This window comes from Stenotrophomonas sp. 22LJNL06-5-1 (assembly GCF_056861455.1).
Genome location: NZ_JBSPUE010000003.1, coordinates 217,794 through 232,190 on the forward strand (window position 1 = coordinate 217,794; position 14,397 = coordinate 232,190).

At 66.8% G+C, this 14,397-nt stretch carries 11 protein-coding genes; 4 read left to right on the forward strand and 7 right to left on the reverse strand.

Translation table 11 applies throughout. The features are described from left to right. Window positions 1-4: 4 nt before the first annotated feature. A complete protein-coding gene (locus AC13GF_RS09280) occupies window positions 5-604 on the reverse strand; it encodes an NfuA family Fe-S biogenesis protein (RefSeq protein ID WP_010486746.1) in 600 nt (199 codons plus the stop codon). 90 nt (window positions 605-694) lie between these two features. Here AC13GF_RS09280 and AC13GF_RS09285 point away from each other — a divergent pair, with 90 nt between their 5' ends. From AC13GF_RS09285 to zupT, 3 genes are all read left to right on the forward strand, one after another. Next, window positions 695-1,045: a 4a-hydroxytetrahydrobiopterin dehydratase gene (locus tag AC13GF_RS09285; RefSeq protein WP_006377739.1), complete on the forward strand. Its 351-nt coding sequence runs from the start codon at window positions 695-697 to the stop codon at window positions 1,043-1,045. Further along, a complete protein-coding gene (locus AC13GF_RS09290) occupies window positions 1,042-1,458 on the forward strand; it encodes an energy transducer TonB (protein WP_126927539.1) in 417 nt (138 codons plus the stop codon). Before AC13GF_RS09285 ends, AC13GF_RS09290 begins: the two co-directional genes overlap by 4 nt. Window positions 1,459-1,556: 98 nt before the next feature. Beyond that, complete coding sequence (gene zupT / locus AC13GF_RS09295) at window positions 1,557-2,366, forward strand: zinc transporter ZupT (RefSeq protein ID WP_483004436.1); 810 nt, start codon at window positions 1,557-1,559, stop codon at window positions 2,364-2,366. An 84-nt stretch (window positions 2,367-2,450) separates the two neighbouring features. Here zupT and AC13GF_RS09300 read toward each other — a convergent pair whose 3' ends face one another. Next, on the reverse strand, window positions 2,451-3,425 hold the full coding sequence (locus AC13GF_RS09300) for an RluA family pseudouridine synthase (RefSeq protein ID WP_029550681.1): 975 nt from the start codon (window positions 3,423-3,425) through the stop codon (window positions 2,451-2,453). Window positions 3,426-3,832: 407 nt separating this feature from the next. Between AC13GF_RS09300 and AC13GF_RS09305 the strand changes: the two genes are divergently transcribed. Beyond that, window positions 3,833-7,114, forward strand: coding sequence for an Rne/Rng family ribonuclease (locus AC13GF_RS09305; RefSeq protein WP_483004437.1), 3,282 nt, complete (start codon window positions 3,833-3,835; stop codon window positions 7,112-7,114). Window positions 7,115-7,290: 176 nt separating this feature from the next. Here the strand turns inward: AC13GF_RS09305 and AC13GF_RS09310 are convergent, their stop codons facing one another. From AC13GF_RS09310 to AC13GF_RS09330, 5 genes are read right to left on the reverse strand one after another with little or no spacing between them, the layout of a single operon-like run. Further along, window positions 7,291-8,178, reverse strand: coding sequence for an endonuclease/exonuclease/phosphatase family protein (locus AC13GF_RS09310; RefSeq protein ID WP_483004438.1), 888 nt, complete (start codon window positions 8,176-8,178; stop codon window positions 7,291-7,293). 2 nt (window positions 8,179-8,180) lie between these two features. Then, entirely contained in the window at window positions 8,181-11,348 is a 3,168-nt protein-coding gene (locus AC13GF_RS09315) for a discoidin domain-containing protein (RefSeq protein ID WP_483004439.1), read from the reverse strand. Then, window positions 11,345-12,181, reverse strand: coding sequence for a carbohydrate ABC transporter permease (locus AC13GF_RS09320; RefSeq protein WP_006378064.1), 837 nt, complete (start codon window positions 12,179-12,181; stop codon window positions 11,345-11,347). The genes AC13GF_RS09315 and AC13GF_RS09320 overlap by 4 nt, the downstream gene beginning before the upstream one ends. Further along, complete coding sequence (locus AC13GF_RS09325) at window positions 12,178-13,059, reverse strand: carbohydrate ABC transporter permease (protein WP_006378065.1); 882 nt, start codon at window positions 13,057-13,059, stop codon at window positions 12,178-12,180. Before AC13GF_RS09325 ends, AC13GF_RS09320 begins: the two co-directional genes overlap by 4 nt. Continuing rightward, window positions 13,056-14,396, reverse strand: a complete 1,341-nt coding sequence (locus AC13GF_RS09330) for a sugar ABC transporter substrate-binding protein (protein WP_483004440.1) — start codon at window positions 14,394-14,396, stop codon at window positions 13,056-13,058. The genes AC13GF_RS09325 and AC13GF_RS09330 overlap by 4 nt, the downstream gene beginning before the upstream one ends. Window position 14,397: the final 1 nt, after the last annotated feature.

The window sequence follows — 14,397 nt, forward strand, 5'->3', positions numbered from 1 at the left end:
GCGGTCAGGCGACGTTGCCGCGCGGGATGTACGGCGCGTGGCCGCTGTCGTGGTCGGTCGCGTCGCGCACGGCGGTCACGCCCGGCACGCGGCCCATCAGGGTCTTCTCGATACCCTGCTTGAGCGTCACGTCGGCCATGCCACAGCCCTGGCAGCCACCACCGAAGCGCAGCAGCACCACGCCGTCGGCCGAAACTTCCTGCACGGCCACCTTGCCGCCATGCGAGGCCAGCTGCGGATTGACTTCGTTCTCCACCACCCAGTGCACGCGCTCGACCAGCGACGCGGCATCGCCGGGGGCCTCGCCCTTGATGCGCGGTGCCTTGATGGTCAGCTGCTGGGTACCGGCGGTGCCGGCGACGATGTCGATCTCGGCGCCGTCGAGCCAGCCGACGCTGCTCGCATCGACGTAGAGGGTGAAGCCATCGCAGTCCACCGCCCACTCGTCACCGAGCAGGTCGGTCGGTTCGGCGAATTCCAGCCGGGCATCGGCGCGCGGGGTACCGGGGTCGACCGCGCTCAGGCGCACGCCCATGCCGGGCACGCCCTCGCGTTCGATCAGCTTGCGGAAATGGGTCTGGGCAGTGTCGGAGATCTGGATCATCAGGCTATTCTAGCCAAGTAAGCGTCAGCCGCTCATTCGGTTTATACACCGTCCGGCGCATTGTTCAGTCAACACGAGGTGGAGATTCCCATGGCCGACCTGATTCCACTGGCCCAGGCCCGTTGCGTGCCGCGCAAAGGCAGCGACCACAAGCTCGGCGAAGCCCGCCTGGCCGAACTGCTGCCGCAAGTTCCCGGCTGGGAGCTGAGCGAGGGTGGCCAGGCCCTGCTGCGCACCTTCCGCTTCAAGAATTACTACGCCACGATGGCCTTCGTGAACGCGCTGGCCTGGATCGCCCATCACGAGGACCACCATCCGGACCTGGGCGTGCACTACGACCGCGCGGTCGTGCGCTTCTCCACCCACGACGTGGGTGGCCTGAGCGAGAACGACTTCATCTGCGCGGCAAAGACTTCGGCCCTGACGGAGCAACTGCCATGAACGTACGATTGCTGAGCCTGTCCCTGATCGCTGCGACCGGCCTGGCCGGCTGCGGCACGTCGGAACCGCCGGCACCACCACCGCCGCCGCCGACCGAAGTGGCCGCGGTGAAGACGCCGCCGCCGCAGTACCCGCTCGAGCTGGCCTGCATGGGTGTAGGCGGCACCAGCACCTTCAAGGTGACCATCGGCACCGACGGCAAGCCAAGCGAGGTCGCCCTGTTGACCGGCGCCGGCAACGCGCAGCTGGACGAACTGGCCAAGACGGCCGTTCAGGGCTGGCAGTTCAAGGCCGCCACCCGCAACGGCGCTGCCGTGCCGGCCACCATCCAGGTGCCGGTCAGCTTCAACCCGCCGCAGCCGAAACCCGACCAGTGCTTCGCCATCGAAGAACGCCTGCGCCGCGGCGGCTGATCGCGCGCACCCCGACGAGGCCAGCCGACGCCCGCCTCGCCCTCCCCGCCCCGGGTTCATCCGGGGCGGCTGTCTGTTGACCAGGACCGCGTCGGTACATGCTGCAGATTCCCCCCGAAAATGTCTGGATCGCACTGGCGGTCACCCTCGCGGCCGGCCTGGCCACCGCCATCGGCAGCCTGCTGGTGCTGTTCTCGCGCCGCCCCAACCCGCGCCTGCTGGCCTTCGGCCTGGCTTTCGCCGGCGGTGCGATGGTCTATGTGTCGCTGTCGGAGATCCTCAACAAGTCCATTGCCTCGTTCGCCCTGGCCTATGGCGAGCGCACCGGCTTCACCTACGGCACCCTGGCCTTCCTGCTGGGTGTGATCGTGATCGTACTGATCGACCACTTCATTCCCAACCCGCATGACAGCCTGGACAAGCAGGATCCTGCGTTCCGCGAGAACAGCCGCGAGTACCTGAAACGGGTCGCGCTGCTGACTTCGATCGCCATCACCGCGCACAATTTCCCGGAAGGCCTGGCGACGTTCTTCGCGACGCTGGAAAGCCCTTCGGTAGGCATGCCGCTGGCCTTCGCCATCGCCATCCACAACATTCCCGAGGGCATCGCCATCGCGGTGCCGGTGTACTTCGCCACCCAGAACAAGCTCTACGCGTTCACCGCCAGCCTGCTGTCGGGCCTGGCCGAACCGGTCGGCGCGGCACTTGGCTACTGGCTGCTGTCCGGATCACTGTCGCACGCCACCTTCGGCTGGGTGTTCGGACTGATCGCCGGCGTGATGGTGTTCCTGGCGCTGGATGAACTGCTGCCGGCAGCCAAACGCTATGCCAAGGGCCACGAGACGGTGTATGGCCTGGTGGCAGGCATGGGCACGCTGGCGATCAGCCTGGTGCTGTTCAAGTGGTGAACGGCCCAGAAGGGCGCATCCACGCATGGCGTGGATCTACCGATCGGTCGGGTCACGCGGAAAGCCAGTCGAGCAAGCTCGACGCTACTTCAGGCGGTCCAGCGCCTCGACCAGCTCATCCGCCAGCGGCGCGTTCAGCACATACGGGCTCTTGCCGTCGTCCAGCGCGAACTCCAGCGAGGCCGCGTGCAGGAACAGGCGCTTCAGCCCGATCTGCTCACGAAGCCGCTTGTTGACCGCAGGATCGCCGTATTTGTCGTCACCGGCCACCGGATGCCCCAGATGCTGGGCATGCACGCGGATCTGGTGGGTGCGGCCGGTTTCGATGCGCACCTCGCAGTACGAGTGGCCACCGCGGCGCTCCAGCACCCGGAAGTGGCTGATCGATTCCTTGCCGATCGCATTGACCTGCACATGGCGCTCGCCGCCCTGGCGCAGGCCCACGTGCAACGGCGCATCGACCGTCATCACGCCGTCGGGCATGCGCCCGGCCAGCAGGGTCAGGTAGCGCTTGCGGATGCCGGCGCCGTGATCTTCACGCAGCAGCGCCTGCAGTTCACTCAGCGCAGAGCGCTTCTTGGCCACGATCAGCAGGCCCGAGGTGTCGCGATCCAAACGGTGGACCAGCTCGAGGGTCTGGCCCGGGCGGAGCGCGCGCAGGGTCTCGATGGCACCGAAGCTGATGCCGCTGCCGCCATGGCTGGCCACGCCGGTCGGCTTGTTCAGGGCCAGCAGGCGGGCATCCTCGAACACGATGGCCTGCTCCAGGCGGCGCATGAACGCCTCCGGCGGACCGGCCTTGTCTCCTTCTTCACTGAGACGGACCGGCGGTACACGCACCTCGTCGCCCGCCTCCAGCTTGCGCTCGGCCTTGGCGCGGCCGCCATTCACCCGTACCTGGCCGCTGCGCACCAGCTTGTAGACCAGGCTGCGCGGGGCACCCTTCAGCTGGCCGAGCAGGAAGTTGTCCAGGCGCTGGCCGGCGCGGTCGGCGGGAACGGTGATCATGCGCACGGAAGGCTTGTCGCCAGCGGGTTTGGTCGGGTCTTGGGCGGTCATCAGGCTGTTTATTCTGTTACACTCGGGGGGCGAGATAAGGGATTGATTTCGTTGGAAGTTACTCAGGGCCAGAAGCCCAGCTTCCGACGAATCCGGCACAGTGCGCGACCACCGCCCGCGGGGCGGCCATGTTAGCGGCTCACCGGCCTTCCCGGCCATCGCCGGATGCCTGACACGCAACCGTGCTGAACATGTCCCGCGTGGCGCTCCAGCCTGGCTGACAGCTGCCTGCGGCCTGTAACACCCCAAAACCCATAAGAGTGAAGCGCTCCCGCGGCCTGCCGTGGTGTCGTAGCGCTGGAAACCCAAGCCGCCCTCCCCGCGCTTGCGCGAATGGGCGGCGAACCGTGTCCAGAGGCGAAACCCCATGGCGTTCCGCGCGGTAGCCGCTTGCGAGGAACGCAACAATGAAGCGAATGCTGATCAACGCCACGCAGGCTGAAGAGCTGCGTGTTGCCATCGTGGATGGCCAGTCGTTGTATGACATCGACATCGAGCAGCCGTCGAAGGAACAGAAGAAGTCCAACATCTACAAGGGCCGGATCTTCCGCATCGAGCCCTCGCTGGAAGCAGCCTTCGTTGAATACGGTGGCGGCCGCCATGGCTTCCTGCCGCTGAAGGAAATCTCCCGCGACTACTTCCAGGCCGGTGTCGACCACAACAAGGCCGGCATCCGCGAACTGCTGAAGGAAGGCCAGGAGATCGTCGTCCAGGTCGACAAGGAAGAGCGTGGCAACAAGGGCGCCGCCCTGACCACGTTCATCTCGCTGGCCGGCCGCTACATGGTGCTGATGCCGAACTCGCCCAGCGCCGGCGGCGTGTCCCGTCGCATCGAGGGCGAAGACCGGGCCGCCCTGAAGGACGCCCTGGACAAGCTGAACATTCCCGACGACATGGGCGTGATCATCCGTACCGCCGGCGTCGGCCGCGATGCGGAAGAGCTGCAGTGGGATCTGGACTACCTGCTCAACGTCTGGCGCGCCATCGCCGAAGCCGCGCTGAGCAAGCCGGCTCCGTTCCTGATCTACCAGGAATCGCGCCTGATCGTGCGCGCCCTGCGTGACTACCTGCGCGCCGACATCGGCGAGATCCTGGTGGACACCGAGGAGATGTACGAGCACGCCCGCGAGTTCATGCAGCAGGTGATGCCGCAGACCCTGCGCAAGCTCAAGCACTACAAGGACGACATCCCGCTGTTCAACCGCTTCCAGATCGAGTCGCAGATCGAAGGCGCCTACGAGCGCAACGTGCGCCTGCCGTCGGGCGGCTCGATCGTGGTCGACCAGACCGAAGCGCTGACCGCGGTCGACGTCAACTCCTCGCGCGCCACCAAGGGCAGCGACATCGAGGACACCGCGTTCCAGACCAACCTGGAAGCGGCCGAGGAAGTGGCCCGCCAGCTGCGCCTGCGCGACCTGGGCGGCCTGGTGGTGATCGACTTCATCGACATGGCCTCCAACAAGCACCAGCGCGAGGTCGAGAACCGCCTGGCCAACGCGCTGAAGTACGACCGCGCCCGCGTCCAGGTCGGCCGCATCTCGCGCTTCGGCCTGCTGGAAATGAGCCGCCAGCGCCTGCGCCCGAGCCTGGGCGAGTCCAGCCAGATCGTCTGCCCGCGTTGCGACGGCCACGGCCGCATGCGCAGCGTCGAGTCGCTGTCGCTGTCGATCATCCGCGTCGCCGAAGAGCATGCGATGAAGGAGAACACCGGGCAGGTGCTGGTCCAGGCCCCGGTGGAGATCGCCAATTACCTGCTGAACGAGAAGCGCAGCGCCCTGCGCGAGATCGAGCAGCGCCACGAAGCGCCGATCGTGATCGTCGCTGACGAGCAGCTGCACACCCCGCACTACACCGTCACCCGCCTGCGCGAGAACGAGCTGGGTGAAGAGAGCAACAAGCCCAGCTACCAGCGCGGCACCCCGCGCAAGCTGCCGGTGCACGCCCTGACCAAGGGCCAGCTGAACATCCCGCCGCCGGCGGTGACCCAGGTCAAGCACACCTCCCCCGCCCCGGTGCGCGAGGAAGCGGAGCCGGCCGCAGCCGCTCCGGCCCCGGTCGTGGCAGCGCCGGTGGCGCCAGCCCCGAGCGGCGGCGTGATCGGTTGGCTCAAGCGCGTGTTCGGTGGCGAGCCGGCACCCGCTCCGGCGCCGGCCGCCCCGGCTGCGCGCCAGCAGCAGGACGGTGGCCGCAAGGACCGCAACAAGGATCGCAACAAGGACCGCAAGGACCGTCGCGACGACAATCGTGGCAATGGCAACGCGCAGCAGCAGAAGGACGGCGGCAACCGCAAGGACCGTGGTGAGCAGCGCAACAAGGACGGCCGCAACGGCAACAACGGCAATGCCCAGCAGCAGCCGCAGCAGGGCAAGCAGAAGGAGCCGCAGCAGAAGGATGGCCAGCAGCAGCCGCAGCAGCAGAACAAGCCGCGCAATGAGCAGCAGGGCCAGAACCAGAACCAGCAGCAGCCGAAGCTGAAGCAGCCGAAGCAGCCGCGCCAGCAGCAGGACGGTGACAAGCCGGCCGAGAAGCCGCAGCGCAGTGCCGCCGAAGCACCGGTCGACGCCGTGACCGCGGCAGCAGCCGTGGCCGCCACGGCCGTCGCCGCCAATGCGGTGGCCGCGCAGGAAGCGACCGCGCCGGTTGCTCCGGTTGCGCCGGTGGCCGCCGCTCCGGTGGACGCCGCAAGTCCGATCGAGGCCGCTGCCAACACTGCCAACACTGCCAGCGAGGCCGAGGGGGTTGCGGTTGCCGGTGAAGAGGCCGCAACCGACGCCAATGGCGAGCAGGCAGGCGAAGGCGCGACCCGCCGTCGTCGTGGCCGTCGTGGTGGCCGTCGTCGTCGTCGCGGTGGCGCCGAGAACGCCGCCGGCAGCGACGCCCTGGGTGATGACCAGGACGATGGTGATGACGGTGATGACGCCGACGGCGCGGAGCCGAACGTCGACAACACCGCCGGGACCGCTCTGGTCGCTGCTGCGCAGCCGGCCCGTTCGCAGCCGGAGTTCGACTTCGATGACGAAGCCGAACCGGCCACTGCCGACACCGCGAAGCCGGTCCGTGCTGCCGCCGCCGTTGCTGCCGCACCGGTGGCAATGGTGAGCAGCGCGGTGGTCGAAGCCGCCACCCCGGTCGTGGCTGAAGTACAGGCCCCGGTCGACGCTGCTGCGAAGACTGAAGTGGTGTCCTCGCCGGTGCAGACCAGCATGCTCGATGCCATTGACGCTGCGACCCCGGCCCAGCCGGTAGCCGCTGCCGCGCCGGTGACCGAAGCACAGCCGGTCGCGGTTGAAGCGGCGCCGGTGGTTGAAGCCAAGCCGGAGATTGTCGAAGCCACTCCGGTGATCGAAGCGAAGCCGGTGGCGGTCGAGGCTGCGCCGATTGTTGAAGCCAAGCCGGAGATCGTTGAAGTCGCTCCGGTGGTCGAAGCCAAGCCGGTGGCCGTTGAGGCTGCGCCGGTGGTTGAAGCCAAGCCGGTCGTCGAGCCCGTCGTGGTCGCCGAACAGCCGGTCGCTGCGGTAGCGGTGGAAGCCGCGCCGATCGAAGCCGCTGCCCCGGTCGCCGAAGCGGTGGTGACGCCGTCGATCGACCCGGTCGCCGATGGCCATGCCGACGCTGCAGCCCAGGCTGCAGAAGCCAAGGCCGACGAAGAAGACGAAGAGGCCGCCAAGCGTACGCCGCCGGCGAACTGATCGCTCTTTGATCGCGTGAAAACGAAACGGCGGGGATCAATGATCCCCGCCGTTTTCGTTTGTGTTTGGCGCTGGCTTCGCCTTGGTAGAGGCCAACCTTGGTTGGCGCCGTTGATTGAGTGCACGCGGACACGCCCGTGCCAACCAAGGTTGGCACCTACCGGAGCGCGTCTGCGTCAGGGCTTCGGCGCGAACTGCAACCGGGTCCACACGCCGTAGTGGTCCGAGGCCCAGCGACCGCTGTCGTCAGGCTGGTCGAACAGAAGCTTCGCCTCGCGCGCGACCATTTCGTCCTGCTGGAAGAAGATGTGGTCGATCCGCGAAGGCGCCTGATAATAGTGGCGGTTGAGCGTACTGACCCCGGACAGGTCGGTATTGACGTGCACGCTGCCGTAGCTGTCGCCGTAGTGACTTCGCAGCTCGCTCAGGTCGCCGGCATCCACCAGCGCATTGAAGTCGCCAGCGATCACCACCGGTGCGCCGGCCGACGTTGCAGCGATGAAGCGCAGCAGGTCCTCGACCTGGCTGCGGCGGATGCGCTGCCCACTGTCGTCGTTGCGCTCGTTCAGATGCGTGGCGTAGACATTCACCGGCGTGCCGTCGACGTCGATGCGCAGGTGAGCAACAGTGCGGTAGTCGTCCAACGGCAGCAGCAGATGATCCCCCTGGGCGAGGATCGGCCGCCGGGTCAGCAGCGCATTGCCGTAGCGCTTGGGTGCCCCCACCGGATCGGTGGACACGAACACGTACTTGTAGCCGAGTTGGCTGGCCAGCCATTGCGCCTGGTTTCGCACGTTGCGGCGCTGGATCACCTCCTGCAGGGCAACCGCATCCGGCTGCAGGCGCTTGAGCTCGGCCAGGATGGTGCGGCGCCGGCTCGGCCAGTCTTCGCGGTCATGATGCAGGTTGAAGGTGACCATGCTCATGCCCGGCGCGCTGGCAACGTCGGCCGCCGCGGTCGTGGCAACCGGTTCGGCCGCCATCATCACGCCCGGCAATGCCATTGCAATGGCCAGCCCCAGGGCACGCACCGACGTGCGCACCCTCGCCCCCTGCTGCTTCATCGTTACTGTCCCTTGCGCTCGGCGCGGCGCACCGCACTCGGTACTTCGATCTCGATCCGCGCCGGCAGCTGGTGCACGTGCAGTTCCTTGTTGACCCACTCGGCCGCTTCACCGTTGATGCTCGCCTCACCCGGTTCACCGGCGTATGGCCACGGCAGCACCACGCCTCCCACCGGTGGCACCAGGCCCGGCTGCACCTCCAGCACCAGCTGCTTGTCGCTACGCTGCAGGCGGTAGTTGAGCTGGCCCTGCGGCGTACGCAGGCCCTGCACGACGATGCCCTCGCCCTGCAGCCACGCGCTCGGTACGCCGGCAGCCAGCACCAGCGCATCGTCCATGTCGCGGTTGTAGGCGAACATGTCCAGTGCCGAGCGCACGAAGTCCGAGGCCACCCAGGCATGCGGCAGGTCACCGACGAAGAACGGCTTGCGCGGCGTGCGCGAGACCACTTCGGCCCACTGGTTCCAGGCCTGCGGTGCGCGGTCCCTGAAGAAGAACTCGGTGGCCTGCCAGGCGCGGTCGCGCCAGCCCAGGCGCACGAACGCCGCCACGTTGCGCCACTCGTACGGGGTGTAGTCCTTCCACTCGCGCTTGCCATCGCGACGGGCGACGAACTCGTTCCAGTAGCGTTCGAAGGTCGCCTCCAGCGCCTGCTGCGGCAGCCTGCCCTGCTCCCCGCCCGGGGCCAGTGCGATGGTGGTCGACGTCGCATCGAAGTCGCCCAGCTCGGCCGAGCCCGGCAGGTAGTCGATGTTGTGCTGCTGCATCGCCGACAGCAACGAGGCCTGCAGGTCATCCCGGAACTGGTCGCGCGATTCGGCGATCTGCATCGCCTCGACCTTGCCCAGCTGGGTCGCCAGCAGCGCAGCGTCCTTGTAGCCGCGCAACGCCCAGAAGTTGTCCCAGTACGAGTGCATCGGCTTGGCCGAATAACCTTCGTGGCTGATCGAGGCCGGCATCATGCCGTAGAAGGCCGGGTTGCGTGCGCGGTTCTCTTCGGTGCGCTCGCTGGCGCGCAACTGCTCCATATAACTGTAGGCGCCCTGCACATGCGGCCACATCAGCTCGACGAAGGTGCTGTCGCCGGTGTAGCGCCCGTACTCGGCAATGCTGTAGATCAGCTCGCCATGGCTGTCATTCTCCGGCACCGGATCGCTGCCGCGTGCGTCGACGCAGCACGGCACCTTGCCGTTCTCGAACTGATACGGCGCATACCAGTTGATGTAGTCGCGCACCGCATCGCTGCGGCCCATGCGCAGCAGGCCCTCGGAGATCATCGCGCCATCGCGGATCCAGCTGCGCGCATACGACCGCGTGCCCGGCTGCAGGCGTGGGCCGACGCGCGAGATCAGCATGTGCGCGACCGCGGTACGCAGGGTATCGACCAGCGCCTGGCCAGCGGCCGGCACCTGCAGCGAGACCACGCCCAGCTTCTTCCGCCATTGCTCGGCCACCTGCGCCTGCGCCTTGGCCACGTCCAGCGCCTGCGGCGCCCAGCCACCGGTCTGTGGCAGCACCACCGCCACTTCACGGCTCTGGCCCGGTTCCAGCTTGATCGTGTACATCAGCGCACCCGACGCCATGCCGGTGCTGTCCTTCACTGCGGTCGTAGCCGGGTACTTCCCGCTTTCCAGATGCATCGCATCGAGCTTGCCGTCGAACGTACTGGCAAAGCGCGCGTCCGGCACCTGCAGCGGATAGATGCGCGGCTCACCGTTGACCCGCACCAGCTGCTCGCCCACATCCAGTGCATCGATGCGGCTGAAACCACCGACAGTGTTGAGGAACTGGGTGGGCGGATTGACCTGCCACGGACGAATCGCCAGCGCCAGGGTGTACTCGTGCGCGACCTTGTCCGGATTACTCAGCCGGTAGCGGCCGATCAGCTGCGCGCGCTCTGGCGTGCCCTGCACGAAGCTGGTCACCGCCAGGCCGGCCTTCTCATGCACCCAGTCGACGTTGGCGATCGGCAGGTAGTGATCCTGCAGCGACTGGGTGATGGCCACCTTCGACCAGTCCAGCAGCTTGCCGTCGAGGCGGATGAACGGTTCGATGCTGAAGCTGCCCTTGGCCGGCTCCAGTGCGCCGTCCTCGCTGATCAGCGCCTGTTCCTGGCCGCCATCGAGGCCGAGCAGGGTCCAGTACGGCTGCTCGCCCACGTAGGCACGTGGCAGCGAGCCGCGTGGCAGGTCGGCGGCGACCGAGGACAGGAACGCGTTCGGGGTGGAAGCAAAGGCCAGCGGCTTGAGCGCGATGTCACGGATGCCGTAGCGCCAGTTCGGGCCATCCTGCAGATCGAAGCGCACGTAGCGCGCATCGGTATCCGGCAGGGCAAGCCAGTCGCGGCCACCGGCACCGCTGGTCACTTCGCGCACGGTGCGCCAGTCACGGCCGTCCTCGGAAGTGCGCACGGTGTAACGGCGCGCCTCCAGGTTCGGCAGCCAGTCGATCACCGCACCGCCGATCTCGCGGCTCTTGTGCAGATCCAGGCTGATGGTCTGCTGCTTGACGCCACCGCTGATCCAGAACGTATCGCTCTTGCCGTCGATCATGCGGTCCTGCAGCGCGGTGGCGGTGTCGGCAATCACCGACGGCACCAGCGCCGAGTCATCCTGGGCTGGCAGGCCCTGCAGGGTCAGCTTGTCGAAGCACACCGTGCCGCGGCCGCCGACCTTGCTGTAGATCGTGAACTCGACCGCAGCGCTGCGCGCCATCTCCTTCTCGGGCGAGGGACCCCACGCCTTGTCGATCTGGCGGCGGCGGTACTCGACCGGCGTCCACGCCTTGGGGAAGCTGTAGCCGGGACGATTGACCCACCAGACGTTGTCGCCGCTGGCATCGATCAGCTTGAACTGCAGGTCGTTGCCCGGCGATTCGCCGCGCAGCTGGAAACCGAAGCGGTAATTGACCGGATACTCGATGTTCAGCGCGCGACGGATGCCGACGTAGCCGGAGACATCGTGGAAGTCATAGTCCAGGCACAGCGCGCGGCCTCCACCGGCGCCGCTGACCGGCCGCAGCGAACCGCTGACCTGGTCGGACAGCACCAGCTTCCAGGCCGCGATGTCGTCGAAATCGTCCAGCACCTTCGGTGCCGGCAGCGCCGGTGGTGCGGCGATCGCCAGGGAGGTCCACAACAGGCCCAGTCCAACGGCGATCGCTCGCTTCATCCCTTGACGCTCCCCAGCAACAGACCTTGGATGTAGTACCGCTGCAGCACCAGGAACAGCGCCAGCACCGGAACCACGGTGACCACCGCGCCGGCCATCATCATTTCCACGTCCATGATGTGCTCGCGCGAGAGGGTGGCCAGCGCCACCGGCAAAGTGTAGTGCTCCTGGTCGGTCAACACGATCAACGGCCACATGAAATCGTTCCATGCGCCCATGAAGGTGAAGATCGCCAGGGTCACCAGCACCGGCTTGAGCATCGGCAGCACGATCTGGAAGAAGATGCGCAGCTCCCCTGCCCCATCGATACGGGCCGCTTCCAGCAGTTCGTCCGGAATCGAACGCGCGTACTGGCGCACCAGGAAGATGCCGAACACGCTGGCCAGCGCCGGCACGATCACGCCGCCGAAGCTGTTGACCAGGCCCAGCTGCTTCATCAGCAGGAACAGCGGCAGCATCGCCACCTGCGCCGGAATCACCAGCGCCGCCATCAGCACCTGGAACAGGCGCTCGCGGCCAACGAAGTTCAGCTTGGCGAAGGCATAGCCGGCCATCGTGTTGAGCAGCAGCGAACCCAGGGTGATGCCGACCGACACCAGCAGGCTGTTGGCGAAGTTGCCGCCCATGCCGGTGCGCGCGAACAACTCATGGTAGTTGCGCGTGGTGATGCTCGATGGCAGCAGCGGCGGTGGGAAGTGGGTCGCCTCGCCCTGCGGCATGAACGAGACCGAGAGCATCCACAGCAGCGGTGCCAGGCTGACCAGGGCCAGCACCAGCAACGCACCATTGATCAACCACGGGTACCAGCGCGACTGGCCGATTTCACGACTCATACCAACTGCCTCTTGCGGCCGAAACGCAGCATCACGGTGGTCACCGCCAGGATGATCAGGAACAGCAGGAACGCCACTGCGGAGGCGCGTCCCAGGTTCCACCACTTGAAGCCTTCCTCGAACATGAAATACAGCACGCTGACGGTGCTCTGCAGTGGGTCGCCGCGGGTCATCACGTACGGTTCGGCGAACAGCTGGAAGTAGCCGGACACGGTGATCACGCCGACCACCAGCAGCACCGGGCCGAGCATCGGCAGAGTGATGTGCAGGAACTGCTTCCAGCGCGAGGCGCCATCGATGCGCGCGGCCTCGTACAGGTCATGCGGGATCGCCTGCAGGCCGGCCAGGAAGATCACCATGTTGTAGCCGAAGTTCTTCCACACCGCGAACAGCATGATGGTCGGCATCGCCCAGTTGGGATCACCCAGCCAGTCGATCGGACTGATACCCAGATGGCCCAGGCCGTAGTTCACCAGGCCGTAGCTGGTATGGAACAGGTAGCGCCAGATCACCGCCACCGCCACCAGCGTGGTCACCACCGGCGCGAACAGCGCGGTGCGGAACAGCGCCTTGAAGCGCGCGGCCGGTGCATTCAGCAGCATCGCCGCACCCAGCGACACGCCGATCGACAACGGCACGCCGATCAACACGAAGTAGGTGGTATTCCACAGCGACTTCCAGAACATCGGTGTCTGCAGCAGATCGATGTAGTTGCCGAGGCCAACGAACCGCAGGTTGCTGCTGTCGGCCAAGGCATACAGGTCGAAGTCGGTCACGCTCAGCGCCAGCGCCGAAGCCACCGGCAGGCCGAAGAACATGCCCAGCACGATCAGCGAGGGACCGGCGAAAATCCAGCCGGCAAGCGAAGTACGTTTCATTGCGCGCTCCCGGCGGCCACGGCACTGCTCGATTGCGGCGACGGCACGCGCTGCTGCAGGCGTTGTTGTTCATGCATCCAGCGGCGCTTGGCCAGCACCTTGTCCACGCGCTGGTCCAGCTCTTCCACGGCCTTGTCCTGCGCCAGGCCACCACGCACTACTTTCTCGGTGACGATGCGCATTTCCTGCACGATGCGCTCCCACTCAAGCACCTTCGGGGTCGGCTTGACCCGCTCCAGCTGGTCACGGAACGCAGCGGCCAGCGGATCGTTGGCCAGCGACGGCGCGTTCCAGGTACTGCGGCGCGGCGGCAGGTCGCCGATGATCGAATGGAAGCGCGCCTGGATTTCCGGTCGCGACAGGAACTCGATCAGCTTCCACGACGCTTCCTTCTGCTGCGACTTGCGGAAGATCACCAGGCTGGTGCCTCCGGCAATACCGGCACCCGGGCCGTCCGGACCCGGCAGCGCGGCCGTGCCCCACTGCCCTTCCAGTTCCTTGGGCTGCAGCTTCTTGAACTCGCGGATGTTCCAGGGGCCGGAGATGTAGAACACGTTGAAGCCACGGAAGAACTCATCCCAGACGTTGGAGATCTGCGTCTCGGACATCTTCGGCGCCCAGCCCTGCTCGAACATGTTGGCGTAGAAGGCCAGCGTGCGACGGAACCCCGGGCTGGCGAAATTGCCGCGCGTGTCGTCGTCGCGCAGCAGCGGATCGGGCTGCTGCAGCGCCAGCGACAGCTGCTGCTCGAACTCGTTGATCGGCATCAGCACCGCATAGCGGTTCGGGCCCTGCATGCGCTTGATCGCCGCCATCTGCTCGTCCCACTCGGCCCACGTGCGCGGCGGGTGGTCATAGCCGGCCCTGGCCAGCAGATCCTTGCGGTAGTAGATCAGGCGCGTATCGACATACCACGGCACGCCTACCAGCTCACCATGGATCACGTTGGTATCCCAGATACCCTGGAAGTAGTCCTTCGGGTCGACCACGGCCGAGCGCTGCACGAACGGCTGCAGCGGCGTCAGCGCGTCCAGTTCGGCGAACTCCGGCACCCAGGTGTTGCCCAGCTGGCACACGTCCGGCAGGCCGTCGGCAGCGAACGCGGTCAGCAGCTTCTCGTGCGCGGCCGTCCACGGGATGTTCTGCACATCGACCTTGATGCCCGGATTCTCGGCCTCGAACTCGTGGATCAGCTCGCTGACCACCTCCGCCTCGCGGCCCATCGCCCAGAAGCGCACGGTGGTGGTGCCCGGTTCGGTACGGGTGCAGCCGACCACGGCCAATGCGGCCAGGGCAGGCAGCGCCCAGCGGCGCAGGCGGTCGATCCAGTTCGGCATC